This window comes from Magnetospirillum fulvum MGU-K5 (genome assembly GCF_000442515.1).
Classification (GTDB): Bacteria; Pseudomonadota; Alphaproteobacteria; order Rhodospirillales; family Magnetospirillaceae; genus Phaeospirillum; species Phaeospirillum fulvum_B.
Genome location: NZ_AQPH01000088.1, coordinates 1 through 13,604 on the forward strand (window position 1 = coordinate 1; position 13,604 = coordinate 13,604).

Below are 13,604 nucleotides of genomic sequence, written 5' to 3' on the forward strand. Positions count from 1 at the left end.
GGGCCGGCGGCAACGAGGGGTCGTAATGCTCGACGATGCGAATCTGGCGGGCAAATCCGGCTTCGGCGATACGGCGGACATGCTCTAGCACCTGATGCAGGTTAACCGGATCGCGCACCGCGGTCGGATTGTCCGAGAACGCCTCCATCCGATCGACCAGGGCAACGATCCGGTCGGCCTCGTCGCAGATCAGCCGGGTCAGCACCCGGTCGTCCTCATTGGCGTTCTGCTCGAGCAATTGCGCCGCACCGCGGATGCCCGACAGCGGGTTCTTGACCTCGTGAGCCAGGATCGAGGCCATCGCGGTGACCGACCGGGCGGCGTTGCGACTGGTCAGATGGGCACCGATCTTCAATGCGATCGATTGCTCGTGCAGACTGACCACCACTGCGCCCGCTTGCTCGACGATCGGCGAGACCTGAACGCTGACGATGCGGTGCCCGGTGCGTGGGGTGTCGAGCACCACACCATATTCGGCAACGGAATTGCCGTCGCTGCGGGCCTGCGCGATCAACCCCAACACGGGCGAGTCGGGCGGCAAAAATTCGCTGGTGGGATGACCGCACAGCCACGCCGCACCGCAGGCGAACAATTGCTCGGCTCCGCCATTGGCAAGACGGATGATGTTGTCGCCATCGACCGCGAGCACGGCGGCGCTCAGCGCGTTCAAGATGACGTCGGGATCGAAGGTGGCGCCGCCGTTACGGCGTCGGGGCGCGGCCACGGTGGGAAGAGCCATCAGGCGGCAGCCTTTTCGGCCAGCACGCCGAAAAATTCGGCCAAGGCGTGACGCACCGCGTCGGGATCGTCCAACCGATTGATCCCGGCGCGAAACTCGGCCGAACCCGGCAAACCGCGGGAATACCAGGCAAGATGCTTGCGGGCGTTGCGCACGCCCGAAACCGTTCCGTAATGCACCAGCAAAGCCTCGAAATGATCCATCACGATGTCATACAATTCCATCGGCGAGGGGTCGGGACGCCGTTCCCCGGTGGCGAGGAAATGCCCCACCTGTCCCGGCAGCCACGGCCGTCCCATGCTGCCCCGGCCGATCATCACGCCATCGGCACCCGACAGGGTCAGCAGGCTGACCGCGTCATCAATGCTGCAAACATCGCCATTGCCGATCACCGGAATCGACACCGCGCGCTTGACCTCGCCGATAAAGGCCCAATCGGCCCGACCGCTATACATTTGACTGCGGGTGCGGCCATGGACCGTCACCAGACGAATGCCGCTCTCCTCGGCGATCCGGGCCAACCGGGGCGCATTCAGGCAGGATTGATCCCATCCCATCCGCATCTTCAGCGTCACCGGCAGATCGACGGCGCGAACCACCGCCTCCATCAATCGTCCAGCCAGCACTTCGTCCTTCATCAGGGCTGCGCCAGCTTCGCCTTTGACCGCGACCTTCTTGACCGGACATCCCATGTTGATGTCGATGATCGCCGCGCCCATGTCCTGGTTAAGCCGGGCGGCCTCGGCCATCGCCTCTGGCTCGCACCCGGCCAGTTGAACCGAGGTCGGCTGATCGGCGGCCTCGTGACTGGCCATCCGCATCGTCTGGCGGTTCTGGCGGATCATCGCCTGACTGGCAATCATTTCCGAGACGACCAGACCGGCCCCCAGGCGACGGGCCAGACGACGGGTGGGGAGATCGGTCACCCCAGCCATCGGCGCCAGAATTACGGCATTGTCGAGGGTGAGCGATCCAACCGAAAGGGTGGGAAGCGGGCGTATGCACATCATATGTGCATATTTATTATGCAGATGTCCCCCGGCGCAACGTCAAAAACCGCCGGGCCGGGGGAAGTCTCAGCCCAGCGGAGCGGTCAACAGCACCTGCTGCACGAACTTAACGCCGGGATAGGCCAATGTGAGGAGAAGATAGGCAACCAGCACCACCCGCGCGGCGAGACGACCGCGCACGCCACAGATGCGGTGACCGATCAGCAACATGCCGATCAGAACGAAGGCCAGCAGGGACAGCATGGCCTTGTGCTCGAATGTCACGAAGGACCCGGTCTCGACATAATGGAGCGCCAGCCCGGTCAACAGGCCCAGCCCCAGCACAACCTCGCTGTCGAGCAGAAGCCGCCCGGACATCCGTTCGGCATCGGCGACGCTGGGCAGCAGCCGGGTCAGCGCGGTCGGGCGTTTGCGCTTCAGCGCCCGTTCTTGAAGGAAGATCGAGGCCGACGCCACCGCCGCGACGGTCAGCAGCGAGTAGGTCAGAACCGAAACGATAATATGAAGATCGACCCAGGCAGCCCCGGCACCGCCAACCATCGGCGGCGGAGCACCTTCGACCCAACTGACCATCGAGGCCAGCAGACCGACAGCAGCCAGGAACGGCATCAGCAGCGGGCCCAGGCGCCATGCCTGCGGGGTCGTCACCGACAGCAGAGCAAACATTGCGGCGCTGCCGGCAATGCTGACCCATAACCCGGCTGAAAGACTGGTCAGCCAAACCCCACTCATCAGCCAACCGCCCCAGATCGACGGAGCGATGACGGCAAGCAGGGTCGCGACCCAAAAACGGCTGTCACGACCGGCATGGGGTCTGAAGGAAACCATCGCGGCCGGAATCAGCGCGACGAGAGCGGCAATGTTAAGAAGTATCGGCGACATGGGCTCGACTATACCATTCTTTCGGTTCACGCAAACTGGCGGAGTGATGACACTGGCGGGGGTCTCCCCCGCGCTGGCCGCAGCTTCGGCTCAGGATACACGATAAATCATATTTCCCCCGTCGTCGGCGCGAAAGCCTGATTCCATTCCGGGATCGCCCCTTACCCAGAGTCATATCTCACCTATGACCGGGCCTCGGGGGAGATAAGCACGCCTTGTCCCTTGGCAAGCCTGTCCATGCCGCATAGGCTGGCGCCTCTTTAGGCCATTGGAGGACGATCATGGGCGGAACGGTGGTGCTGGTGGTGGCGGCGGGACGCGGCCGCAGATTCGGTGGCGATCTGCCCAAGCAGTATCATGATCTTGCCGGACGGATGGTGCTGCGCCACACCCTGGCCGCGTTCGCCACCAATCCCGAGATCGATGCGGTGCGGGCGGTGATCCATCCCGACGACCGTCAGCTTTACGATATCGCCGCGTCCGGTCTGGCGCTGCTGGAGCCGGTGTCGGGTGGAGCGAGCCGCCAGGATTCGGTTCGCCTTGGCCTTGAGAGCCTTGCCGATCTCGCGCCCGAGCGGGTGCTGATCCATGACGCCGCCCGCCCCTTCATCGATGCGGGAACGATTGGACGGGTGATCGCCGCCCTGATCTCGCATCCCGCCGCCCTGCCGGTGGTGCCGGTCGCCGACACGCTGAAACGCGGCAAGGACGGTTTTGTCTCCGATACGATTTCGCGCGAGAGCCTGTTCCGCGCCCAGACCCCGCAGGGATTCCGCTTTAACGACATCCTTGCCGCCCACAAGGCGGTGATCGGCGAGGAATTGACCGATGACGCCGCTGTCGCCGAGCGGGCCGGGCTGCCGGTGGCCCTGGTCGCCGGTGCCGAGGATAATGTCAAGATCACCACCGCCGCCGATCTGGAACGGGCTCGTCGCCTGTTCGAGGGCGCGGGGGAAATCCGGACCGCCAGCGGCTATGACGTTCATCGCTTCGGGCCGGGCAACGGGGTTTGGCTGTGTGGTGAATTGGTGCCGCACCAGGCCGGTCTGCTCGGCCATTCCGACGCCGATGTTGGCCTGCACGCTCTGACCGATGCCGTGCTTGGCGCGATTTCGGCCGGTGATATCGGCCACCATTTCCCGCCGTCCGAGCCACGCTGGAAGGGAGCCGCCTCGGATCAGTTCCTTGCCCACGCAGCGTCGCTGGTCACGGCCCGGGGCGGGCGGATCGTCAACGTCGATGTCACCCTGATTTGCGAGCGTCCCAAGGTCGGGCCGCACCGCGCCCGGATGGCGGCCCGTCTGGCCGAAATTCTCAAGATCGACCAGGGCCGGGTCTCGGTGAAAGCCACCACGACCGAGGGGCTGGGCTTCACCGGCCGTGCGGAAGGTATCGCCGCCCAGGCCAGCGCGTCGGTCTGGCTCCCGCGTTAACCGCAGCCCCCCGTCAATCACGGTTGACGGGAGCGGTCTCGGCGGCAATCCAGGCCAGAAACTCTGGGTTGCCGCCCTCGATCGGCAGGCGGAGGACGCAGGGGCAGTCATAAGAGTGCAACTCGCGCAGCCGCGCTATTGCCGCATCGGCAAACTCGGCACGGGTCTTCAGGATCAACACCGCCTCGCGGTCTTCGCGCAATTCATCCTGCCAGCGATAGACGGACGTCATGCCGTCCAACACGTTGGCGCAGGCGGCTAGACGCGCCTCGACCAACGTGCGCCCCAGGGCGAGCGCCTCATCGCGGCTGGCGGCGGTGGCATACAGCAGACACTGGCTCATTTCCGGCAGCCCCCCACGGAAAAAGACGGGGCAGGTTCACGCCTGCCCCGTAAAAGTCGGTATCGGCGTTTCCCGGAAGAGGAGATCGGACGGGACGCCCATGTCACACATATAATAATCCCGTAAACGGATTTCGATACCCCGGCGTGATGAAAAGCGCCTCTGTCAACCGCTACCGCAGTTGATGGAGAAAAGGCCAAGTCGATCCGCAAGGATTCGTGGCGACGGGTGGACAGATGCCCCGACTGACGATAGCCTGATTGGCATGGGCCGGGACTATGCCCGGTGAGCAGAAGGAGACTCCCATGGATCTGTCCACCCGCTATCTCGGCCTTCCCCTGAGCTGTCCTCTGGTAGTTTCGGCCTCTCCGCTTGCCCTGGACATCGGCAACATCCGCAAGATGGAGGATTTCGGGGCCGGAGCCGTGGTGCTGCCCTCGATCTTTCAAGAAGATATCGAAAACGAAATCGACGAGATGGAACGTCTCGGCGCCGAAGCCAATTCCGAGGCCCTCTCCTATTTCCCGGCGGGACTGACCGAGAATATCGGGCCGCAGAATTACCTCGATCTCGTCCGCCGCGCCCGCGCCGCCGTTGATATTCCGGTGATCGCCAGCCTGAACGGCACCACCCCCGCCGGTTGGATCGATTACGCCCGCCAGATCGAACAGGCGGGTGCCCACGCGCTTGAGCTGAACGTCTATTATCTGCCGACCGATCTGGTTTCCAGCGGCTCCGAGGTCGAAGCCCGCTATGTCGAAATCCTGAGCGCGGTCAAGAAAGCGGTGTCGATTCCGGTAGCGATGAAACTCAGCCCCTATTTCAGTTCGCCCGGAAACATGATCCAGACGCTGGATCAGGCCGGTGCCGATGGCGTGGTTCTGTTCAACCGCTTCTATCAACCCGACATCGATCTCGACGAACTGACCCTGCTGCGCGATCTCAAACTCAGCAACCGCGGCGAAATCCGCCTGCCGCTGCTGTGGATCGCCGCTCTGTCCGGCAAGCTGAAGGGCTCGATCGCTGCCAGTTCTGGCGTTCAGACCGCCGCCGAAGTGATCAAATATCTGTTTGCCGGTGCCGATGTGGTGATGACCACCTCGGCCCTGATGCGTCATGGCGTCGAATATCTGAAGGTGTTGAAGGACGGCCTGATCGCCGACCTCACCGCACGCGAGGCTTCCTCCGTCGCCGAAATCCGGGGCCGTCTCAGCCGCGCTGCGGTGGGTGACGTCGCCGCCTACGACCGGGTGAACTACATCCGCATCCTGCGCGGAGGGCTCCACTCCGCTTAGCTGCGTTAATTATCTACGGGATTTATGGATTAGTCGCCTTGACATGCAACGTCAACGGTGTGAAATTCCCTGACCATCCCGTGCGGAAAGGAGCCAGAGGTCGATGAGCGTCACCAGCAAAAACCCGGAAACCATCGTTCTTCATACCGGCCATCGTGCCGACCCCACCACCGGTTCAGTGGCTGTTCCGATTCATCAGACCACGTCGTACCAGTTCAACAACGCCGACCACGCCGCCAACCTGTTTGGGCTCAAGGAACTGGGGAATATCTATACCCGGATCATGAACCCGACCACCGACGTTCTGGAACAGCGTCTGGCCGCGCTGGACGGCGGCGTTGCCGCCCTGGCGGTGTCGTCCGGTCAGGCCGCCAGCACCTTTTCGATTCTGAATGTCGCCCAGGCCGGGGACAATTTCGTCACCTCGACCGATCTGTATGGTGGCACCTGGAATCTGTTCGCCAATACGTTCAAGCAGTTCGGTATCGAAGCCCGCTTCGTCGATCCGACCGACCCCGAAGCCTTCGCCCGCGCCACCGATTCCAAGACCCGGGCTTGGTATGCCGAGACGCTGCCCAATCCCAAGCTGCATGTCTTCCCGATCGCCGAAGTCGGCGCGCTGGCCGATAAGCTGGGCATCCCGCTGATCGTCGACAACACCGCTGCGCCGGTGATTGCCCGTCCGCTCGATCACGGCGCGCACATCGTCGTTTATTCGACCACGAAATATATCGGCGGCCACGGCACCTCGATCGGCGGTGCGATCATCGATAGCGGTCGCTTCGATTGGGAAAAGCACGCCGAACGCTTCCCGCTGCTGAACCAGCCCGACCCTAGCTATCACGGTGCGGTGTGGACCCAGGCGGTCAAGCCGCTCGGCCCGATCGCCTATATCCTGCGGGCCCGGGTTATCCTGCTGCGCGACGTCGGTGCCGCCGCCAGCCCGTTCAACGCCTTCCAGACCATCCAGGGTTTGGAGACGCTGCCGCTGCGCATCCGTGAACACAGCCGCAATGCCAGCGCCGTCGCCCAGTATCTGGCCTCGCATCCCAAGGTCAGCCGGGTGATCCACCCCAGCCTCCAGACCGGCGAAGTCCGTCGTCGCGCCGACGCGGTGTTGAAGGGCGGGTTCTATGGGGGTCTGCTCGGCTTCGAACTGAAGGACGGCGTTCTGGCCGGACGCAAGTTCATCGACAATCTGAAGCTGTTCTACCACGTCGCGAACATCGGCGATGCCCGCTCTCTGGCCATTCATCCGGCGAGTACCACCCATTCCCAACTGTCGGCTGATGAACAATTGGCAACTGGTGTGACTCCGGGCTATGTGAGATTGTCTGTCGGTATTGAACACATCGACGACATCCTCGCCGACTTGAAGCAGGCATTGGAGGCCATCTAACATCGTGTCCACCATCCTTCCCCACGCTGAGTTTCCTTTTACTCGCATGCGCCGTAACCGTCGGGACGATTGGTCCCGTCGGCTGATCTCCGAGAACAAGCTCTCGGTCGACGATCTGATCTGGCCGGTTTTCGCGGTCGAAGGAACGGGGGTGAGGCAGGAGGTGGCGTCAATGCCCGGCGTCGCGCGGTTTTCCATCGACCTGCTGGTCGAGGAATGCCGTCGCGTCGCCGACCTTGGCATTCCCGCGATTGCGCTATTCCCCTCGGTCGAGGCGTCGCTGAAGACCCCCGATGCCGCCGAGGCCTACAACCCCAACAACATCGTCTGTCGCGCCGTCCGCGCTATCAAGACCGCCGTTCCCAAGCTCGGCGTGATCTGTGACGTTGCCCTCGATCCTTTCAACAGCAATGGTCAGGACGGATTGGTCGTTAACGATTACGTCGTCAACGATGCCACCGTCGAAGCCTTGTGCAAGATGTCGCTGGCTCAGGCTCAGGCCGGGTGCGATGCGTTGGCTCCGTCCGACATGATGGATGGCCGCATCGGGGCGATCCGCGAAGTGCTGGACGATCAGGATTTGATTGATGTCCGGATCATCTCTTACGCCGCCAAATACGCGTCGGCATTCTATGGCCCGTTCCGCGATGCCGTCGGCACCGGATCGACCCTGAAGGGTGACAAGAAGACCTATCAGATGGACCCGGCCAATTCGGACGAGGCGTTGCGCGAAGTCGCCGCCGATCTGTCCGAAGGCGCCGACATGGTGATGGTCAAGCCGGGCATGCCCTATCTCGACATCATCCGCCGGGTGAAGGAGACCTTTGGCGTCCCCACCCTCGCCTATCAGGTGTCGGGCGAATACGCGATGATGAAGGCCGCCGCGCTGAACGGCTGGCTCGATTGGGACAAGGTGATCGTCGAAAGCCTGATTGGGTTCAAGCGCGCCGGTGCCGATGCGATTCTGACCTACACCGCGCCGGAAGTGGCGCGTCTGCTGGCCAAATCGTCGCACTAACTGCGGTCGAACGATTGATCCCCCCGACATCCTGGTGATGTCGGGGGGATTTTCATTTCGGAGAGGATCTAAAACGGCAAAGGCGTTTCCGCCGAGGTGATTTCGGCCAATCCCTTGACGACCACCTCGGCACTTCGGGGCAGACACAGCATGTTGATCGAGGTGATATTGCCAAAGACGTTTTCGGCCACTTGACGGAAATTGTTCGGGGCAAACAGCCGTGGCGTATGCCACCACAACCGATATTCCAACGCCATGATCGCCGCGATCAGCGCCGCCGACTTGTCCCGCCGATCGTTTTCGACATAGAGGATCGGACGCAGAGCGCGGATTGTCCGCTCGGCTCCGGCAATCACCTCGGCCTCGCTTCCCTCGACATCGATCTTCAGCAGCTTAAGCGCCGCGAGGTTGTAGGAATCCAGCGTCCGTACCGGACAGGGCTCTCCCTCGGGTGCACCGAGAGAGACACCGCCAAAATTGGCCTGACGGCTGAGCGGCAAAACGGGTACGGCGATTTCGCCACTCGCCGCCCCCAGGGCGACCCGCTCGGCCCAAATCTGCTCCTGGCCGTTCAGAACCAGATTGGCGGTCAGAACCCCGAAAATCCCCCGCTGCGGTTCGAAGGCGAGAACCCGGCCGCTCGGACCAACCAATCGTCCGAGCGGGATCGTCAACGCCCCGATATTGGCCCCGGCTTCGACAACCACATCCCCCGGCTGGACGATCTGGCGAAACAAATCCGTCTCACCGGGGGAATATTCGCCGTACAAAGCCAGAGAGCGGCCGACATAGACGTCCCCCGCCGGAAACAGCATCGATCCATGCCGACAGGGGGCAACCCCGATCCAGGGGGGGAGGACCAGTCCGGCCGGGGTAACCATCACTCCGCCTTACGGTTCAAACGCCAGTCGGCGAGATAAGGCAACGCCATCAGCAGCACCATCGCCGCCCAGGTTACCATTTCCTGGTTGATCCACATCCCCCGCAGCAACAGCGGCAACTGGTCACTGAGGGCGGGATGGGAAACGATGAAATCATCACCCCGTGCCAGCGCCACCGCCTCGGACAACAGCGATGCTAAAGCCGCCAGCACCAGCCCGATCGTCATCGCCCGGGCCGGTCCGAAGCCCCCGTCGCTGGTCCCGCCGAACAGACGTCCAACGGCAAAGGCAGCGCGCCAGTCAAGCCGCAACACCGCCATCCGAGCCAGACCATAGGCGGTAATCCCCAAGCAAGGCACCAGGAATTCCAGGCAAGGAATGTCGCGGTAGCGACCATGAACCAGCAACAGCGTCGAAGAAACGATCGCGGCGATGGCGTAGAACGGCACCAGACGCTCGGCGCGACGGTCGGCGACCGGGGCCGCACCATCGGCAAAGCTCAGCGCCGCCGCCCGGACCAGCAGCACGGCCAACCCGGTATGCAGAGCGGTCCGCAGCCACGCCCAGACCTCGTCGGTCAGATCAAAGGCGATAGCCTGGGCATTGACGATCTGCCACACCACCAGACCGGCCATGATCTGAGCCAGAACGGCAACGGCCAAACCGGCTCCGAAACGATAACGCGACGAACTGCGCATCAGGAAAGCCAGCCCCAGGATCGTCCCCAGCGCGGCTGCTCCGGCGGCATGACGCGGCCAGAACGGGCTGGGCTCGACCGGACCGGACATCGCGAACTTAACCCGACGATCGGAATCGACCACGCCCCAATTAGCCCCGACGGTTCCTTCCATCCGAGCTTTCCACGGTTGATCGAACGCCTCGACGACGTTGTAATCAAACCCGTTTTCCTTCGACACCTGGGCCAGGGTCCGGATGAAGCGGGCCCCGTTCTCCATGCTGGCCACCGCCGGTCCGCGCGAGCGGCCACGGGTCGGCCACCCCGCTTCGCCGATCAGGATCGGCTTGCCCGGAAAGGTCTCGGCCATCCGGCGATAGATATCGACGATGTGGCGGGCGCTGCCCTCGACACCGATCGGCTCGTCCTCCCAATAAGGCAGGATGTGGATCGTGATGAAATCGACTTCGTTGGCGAGTTGGGGGTATTTCAGCCAGAAAGCCCAGACGTCGGCATAGGACACCGGCTGCGACACCCGCGATTTGACAGTGCGGATATAATTGATCAGATCGTCAACCGGCAGATCCTGACGCAACAGGACTTCGTTGCCGACAATCACCCGCTTGATGCTGTTGGGATATTTGTTGGCGGCGGAGATCAGCGCCTCGACCTCGCGGCGGTTGATCGCAGGTTTTTCGCCCAGCCAAGCGGAATGGATCACGTCCATCCCCAATTCCTCGGCCAGCTTCGGCACCACCTCCATCCCTTCGAGGCTGGTATAGGTGCGAACGCCTTTCGTCACTCCGGCGAGGCTGCGCAGATCTTCGGCAACTTGTTCCGGCGGCGGATAATCCTGGGTCAGCGGACTCTGTCCACGCCGAAACGGCGCGAACGAGACCGACGGAAACGGTTCGGCAAACGACAGTTCAACTGGAACCGGACGATTAAACCACCACCAGCCAGCGACCTGAAGGCCAGCCAGCACGGCAACGATAACAAAGGCAAAGATACGGTTCATGGTATTCCCGGTTCAGGGGGTGGACGGGCTGTCCCTGTCTAAGCGCCGCCAATCTCGCCGTCAATTGCGGCGGCAAAACGGTGCCTATCGCGCATCCGGCGTTTCAACGTCGTCGGGCGTGAGGATGCCGGTCGAGACGACCATCTTGAGCGCGTCCTCGACACTCATCGACAACAGCCGGACCGAACGGCGCGGAACGAACAGCAGAAAGCCCGATGTCGGATTGGGGGTGGTGGGGACGAAGACGTTGACCATCTCTTCGTCGAACTGGTCCCGAACCTCGCCGCTGGTCGTGCCGGTGATGAAGGCCAGGGTCCACAGGCCGGGACGCGGATATTCAAGCAGGACAACCTCACGAAACGCCTCGGCCTTCTGCGCCAGAACGGTGTGCACCACCTGCTTGATCGCCGAGTAGATGCTGCGGATCACCGGCATCCGGCCGAGCAGCGCCTCCGAGACGGCCAGAACCAATCGTCCGGCGATGTTGGCGGTCAACGCGCCGACCACGGTTAAGCCGATCAGCGCCAGCAGAACGCCGAACCCCGGAAGATAGTGGGAGACTCCCCACGACGGGGGAAACAGCGACGAAACCTGCGAATCGATAAAGCTGATGACCGCCCAGACGATATAAACGGTCAGCGAGATCGGCGCGGCGACCAGCAAACCGGCCAGAAAATTGGCGCGCAAACGTGCGATCAGTCCGGAGGAGGAGGCAGAGGAAACCTCTGTCCGGGCGGGAAGCGGATCGAGCTGGGGACTCATCGCCGGAGATCACCGGCAGAACGAGACGATTCCCCCGCGCCAGTGAGGCTGAAACTCTGATATCTCACGGTTATTCCCCCCTTGATGTCCGGCATCCGCACAGGCGGCGGGCACCCCTCGCCGTCTTTAGAATATGCCCTGCCTCCCCCCAGAACTATAGGCGAGAAACGCTTGCGGCTCTATGATGAGTCTGATGTCTCGTCTTTGTCCGTGCGTGAAAGGTCCGCCTTGACCCTCCCTGCCCTGGCTCCCCGCTCAGATATCGTTGCGATGCTGGATCGCCTGGTTGCGTTCGATACCACCAGTCGCAACAGCAACCTTGCCCTGATCGACATGGCGGCGGAAACGCTGTCGCGCCTGGGAGCCGAGATTCGGCTGACCTGGAACGATTCGGTGACCAAGGCCAATCTGTTTGCGACGCTGGGACCGGCAGACCGCCCGGGAATCGTCTTGTCGGGTCATACCGACGTCGTCCCGGTCGACGGGCAGGCATGGAGCAGTGATCCTTTCCACCTTGATAACCGCGATGGGCTTCTGTACGGCCGGGGCACCGCCGATATGAAGGGGTTTCTGGCCGCCGCCCTCGCCTTTGCGCCCGATTTCGCCGCTTGTCCTTTGGCGATGCCGATTCATTTCGCTTTGTCTTACGACGAGGAAATCGGCTGCATCGGGGTGCGGCGCTTGCTTGACGATCTTGCCGGACTCGAGGTGCGTCCGCGCCTGTGCATCGTCGGCGAACCGACCGAGATGACGGTCGTCAGCGGTCATAAAGGAAAGAAAAGCGTTCGCTGCGAGGTTCTGGGGCACGAATGCCATTCCGCGCTCAACGATCAGGGCGTCAATGCGGTCGAGATCGCCGCCGAGATCGTCGCCCGTCTGCGGGCGATGCAGCGCCGTCTGCGCGAGACCGGCCCGTTCGATTCGGGCTATCGGCCGCCTTATACCACGGTTCATACCGGCGTGATCAAGGGCGGCACCGCGCTCAACATCGTTCCTGGCGAGTGCAGTTTCGAATTCGAAATCCGCAACCTGCCGCGCCACGACCCGGACGGGTTGATGGCAGAAATCCGCTATTGGGCCGAAGAACTGCTTCCGGAGATGCGGGCCCGCTCGTCCCGCGCCGGGATCATTTTCGACGAAAACAACAGCACAGCCGGACTCGATATGGATGCCAACGATCCGGGAGTCCGGTTGGTCCAGTCACTGGCAGGTGACACCGGCACCGCTTTTGTTTCCTACACCACCGAGGCCGGGCTGTTCCAGCACAGCGGGATTCCGGCGGTAGTGTGCGGTCCCGGCAATATCGCCCAGGCCCACAAGGCCGACGAATTTGTCAGTCTGGATCAACTCGCCCGCTGCGAATCCTTCCTGGGCCGTCTGCTCGATTACGCCACCAATCCCGAACCGGGACGATTTTAATCGGTTATCCTCGTTTCAGGTGCTTGTGAACCGCCTGTCGACTGATCCCCAATTCCTGTCCGATCCGGGCCAGTGACCAGTCGGGATGCTCGGCCTTCAGACGCAGGATGCGGGCATGACTCCCCCCCTCGGGATCGCGCAGCCACGCCCCCGCCGAACCGGACAGATTATCGAGCAAAATCCGATAGCCCGAGCCGTCATCTCCTCCACGCTCGACCCAATACTCAAGGCGGGCGATCAAATCGGCTGTTCCCGTCACCGCCAGATCGCTCCGCCACATCCGCTCGACCAGCCAATGGCGGGCGGCGCAGGCGGTGGGAAGCCCCACCGTCCCCGGACCATCGCCGATCACATCGAGATCGTGTTTCCTCTGCTCCCACTCGCGGCATTCGTCACGGGCCGCGACAATGCTGGATGGCAATGGCAGCGCCGCCGCGACCCGGTCGCGCACCGAAGGGGGCGGCTCGTGCCAGGGCAGATGCCACCCGCACAGGGGGGCATGGGGATCGTCTTCGTTGCCGGGATCGGCCAAATCGCGACCGGCAGCGATCAACACCGCTTCGGTGGTGGTGGGGCTCCACGCCGACGCTTCGTTGCCATAACGGGAGAGTGTCGCCGCCCGTTCCTGATCCCGGCTGGCCGCCCGCTCGCGACGAATCCGGGTGGCCCGGATCAAACCGCCCGGGTCCGAAGCTTCCTCCCGTAATCGCAAAGCTCGCAGCGAGGCTT

At 62.9% G+C, this 13,604-nt stretch carries 13 protein-coding genes; 5 read left to right on the plus strand and 8 right to left on the minus strand.

The window, feature by feature from the left end; all coding sequences use genetic code 11:
- From K678_RS15615 to K678_RS15625, 3 genes are all read right to left on the minus strand, one after another.
- Positions 1 to 739 (minus strand): two-component system sensor histidine kinase NtrB (locus tag K678_RS15615; RefSeq protein ID WP_021133442.1); only part of this gene is annotated, 739 nt, incomplete at its 3' end.
- A complete protein-coding gene (gene dusB / locus K678_RS15620; RefSeq protein ID WP_021133443.1) occupies positions 739 to 1,749 on the minus strand; it encodes a tRNA dihydrouridine synthase DusB in 1,011 nt (336 codons plus the stop codon). The genes K678_RS15615 and dusB, both read right to left, overlap by 1 nt.
- A 66-nt stretch (positions 1,750 to 1,815) precedes the next feature.
- Positions 1,816 to 2,631 carry a cytochrome C assembly family protein gene (locus K678_RS15625; RefSeq protein ID WP_021133444.1) on the minus strand — a complete coding sequence of 272 codons (816 nt, stop codon included), beginning with the start codon at positions 2,629 to 2,631 and terminating at the stop codon, positions 1,816 to 1,818.
- A gap of 281 nt (positions 2,632 to 2,912) precedes the next feature.
- Here K678_RS15625 and K678_RS15630 point away from each other — a divergent pair, with 281 nt between their 5' ends.
- Positions 2,913 to 4,064: a bifunctional 2-C-methyl-D-erythritol 4-phosphate cytidylyltransferase/2-C-methyl-D-erythritol 2,4-cyclodiphosphate synthase gene (locus K678_RS15630; protein ID WP_021133445.1), complete on the plus strand. Its 1,152-nt coding sequence runs from the start codon at positions 2,913 to 2,915 to the stop codon at positions 4,062 to 4,064.
- A gap of 13 nt (positions 4,065 to 4,077) precedes the next feature.
- Here K678_RS15630 and cutA read toward each other — a convergent pair whose 3' ends face one another.
- On the minus strand, positions 4,078 to 4,407 hold the full coding sequence (gene cutA / locus K678_RS15635; RefSeq protein ID WP_021133446.1) for a divalent-cation tolerance protein CutA: 330 nt from the start codon (positions 4,405 to 4,407) through the stop codon (positions 4,078 to 4,080).
- 305 nt (positions 4,408 to 4,712) lie between these two features.
- On the opposite strand from cutA, the gene K678_RS15640 reads away from it, so the two are divergent.
- The 3 genes from K678_RS15640 (at position 4,713) to hemB (ending at position 8,119) form a co-directional block, all read left to right on the plus strand.
- Positions 4,713 to 5,702 (plus strand): dihydroorotate dehydrogenase-like protein, encoded by a 990-nt coding sequence (locus K678_RS15640; RefSeq protein WP_021133447.1) that lies wholly within the window; start codon positions 4,713 to 4,715, stop codon positions 5,700 to 5,702.
- A gap of 103 nt (positions 5,703 to 5,805) precedes the next feature.
- On the plus strand, positions 5,806 to 7,101 hold the full coding sequence (locus tag K678_RS15645; RefSeq protein ID WP_021133448.1) for an O-acetylhomoserine aminocarboxypropyltransferase/cysteine synthase family protein: 1,296 nt from the start codon (positions 5,806 to 5,808) through the stop codon (positions 7,099 to 7,101).
- 4 nt (positions 7,102 to 7,105) lie between these two features.
- Complete coding sequence (gene hemB / locus K678_RS15650) at positions 7,106 to 8,119, plus strand: porphobilinogen synthase (RefSeq protein ID WP_021133449.1); 1,014 nt, start codon at positions 7,106 to 7,108, stop codon at positions 8,117 to 8,119.
- 68 nt (positions 8,120 to 8,187) lie between these two features.
- Here the strand turns inward: hemB and K678_RS15655 are convergent, their stop codons facing one another.
- From K678_RS15655 to K678_RS15665, 3 genes are all read right to left on the minus strand, one after another.
- Positions 8,188 to 9,000 (minus strand): FkbM family methyltransferase, encoded by an 813-nt coding sequence (locus K678_RS15655; protein WP_021133450.1) that lies wholly within the window; start codon positions 8,998 to 9,000, stop codon positions 8,188 to 8,190.
- Positions 9,000 to 10,694, minus strand: coding sequence for a glycoside hydrolase family 17 protein (locus K678_RS15660; protein ID WP_021133451.1), 1,695 nt, complete (start codon positions 10,692 to 10,694; stop codon positions 9,000 to 9,002). The genes K678_RS15655 and K678_RS15660 overlap by 1 nt, the downstream gene beginning before the upstream one ends.
- An 84-nt stretch (positions 10,695 to 10,778) precedes the next feature.
- Positions 10,779 to 11,456: a DUF502 domain-containing protein gene (locus tag K678_RS15665; protein WP_021133452.1), complete on the minus strand. Its 678-nt coding sequence runs from the start codon at positions 11,454 to 11,456 to the stop codon at positions 10,779 to 10,781.
- 228 nt (positions 11,457 to 11,684) lie between these two features.
- On the opposite strand from K678_RS15665, the gene argE reads away from it, so the two are divergent.
- Positions 11,685 to 12,875, plus strand: a complete 1,191-nt coding sequence (gene argE, locus K678_RS15670; RefSeq protein WP_081673311.1) for an acetylornithine deacetylase — start codon at positions 11,685 to 11,687, stop codon at positions 12,873 to 12,875.
- A 4-nt stretch (positions 12,876 to 12,879) separates the two neighbouring features.
- Here argE and K678_RS15675 read toward each other — a convergent pair.
- Positions 12,880 to 13,604 (minus strand): helix-turn-helix domain-containing protein (locus K678_RS15675; protein ID WP_021133454.1); only part of this gene is annotated, 725 nt, incomplete at its 5' end.

Excerpts from the sequence above, each read along its gene's own strand:
- K678_RS15645 (WP_021133448.1), top strand. The coding sequence starts at position 5,806 with ATGAGCGTCACCAGCAAAAACCCGGAAACCATCGTTCTTCATACCGGC.
- K678_RS15640 (WP_021133447.1), top strand. The coding sequence starts at position 4,713 with ATGGATCTGTCCACCCGCTATCTCGGCCTTCCCCTGAGCTGTCCTCTG.
- K678_RS15660 (WP_021133451.1), bottom strand. The coding sequence starts at position 10,694 with ATGAACCGTATCTTTGCCTTTGTTATCGTTGCCGTGCTGGCTGGCCTT.
- K678_RS15625 (WP_021133444.1), bottom strand. The coding sequence starts at position 2,631 with ATGTCGCCGATACTTCTTAACATTGCCGCTCTCGTCGCGCTGATTCCG.
- K678_RS15630 (WP_021133445.1), top strand. The coding sequence starts at position 2,913 with ATGGGCGGAACGGTGGTGCTGGTGGTGGCGGCGGGACGCGGCCGCAGA.
- K678_RS15655 (WP_021133450.1), bottom strand. The coding sequence starts at position 9,000 with ATGGTTACCCCGGCCGGACTGGTCCTCCCCCCCTGGATCGGGGTTGCC.
- K678_RS15665 (WP_021133452.1), bottom strand. The coding sequence starts at position 11,456 with ATGAGTCCCCAGCTCGATCCGCTTCCCGCCCGGACAGAGGTTTCCTCT.
- cutA (WP_021133446.1), bottom strand. The coding sequence starts at position 4,407 with ATGAGCCAGTGTCTGCTGTATGCCACCGCCGCCAGCCGCGATGAGGCG.
- dusB (WP_021133443.1), bottom strand. The coding sequence starts at position 1,749 with ATGATGTGCATACGCCCGCTTCCCACCCTTTCGGTTGGATCGCTCACC.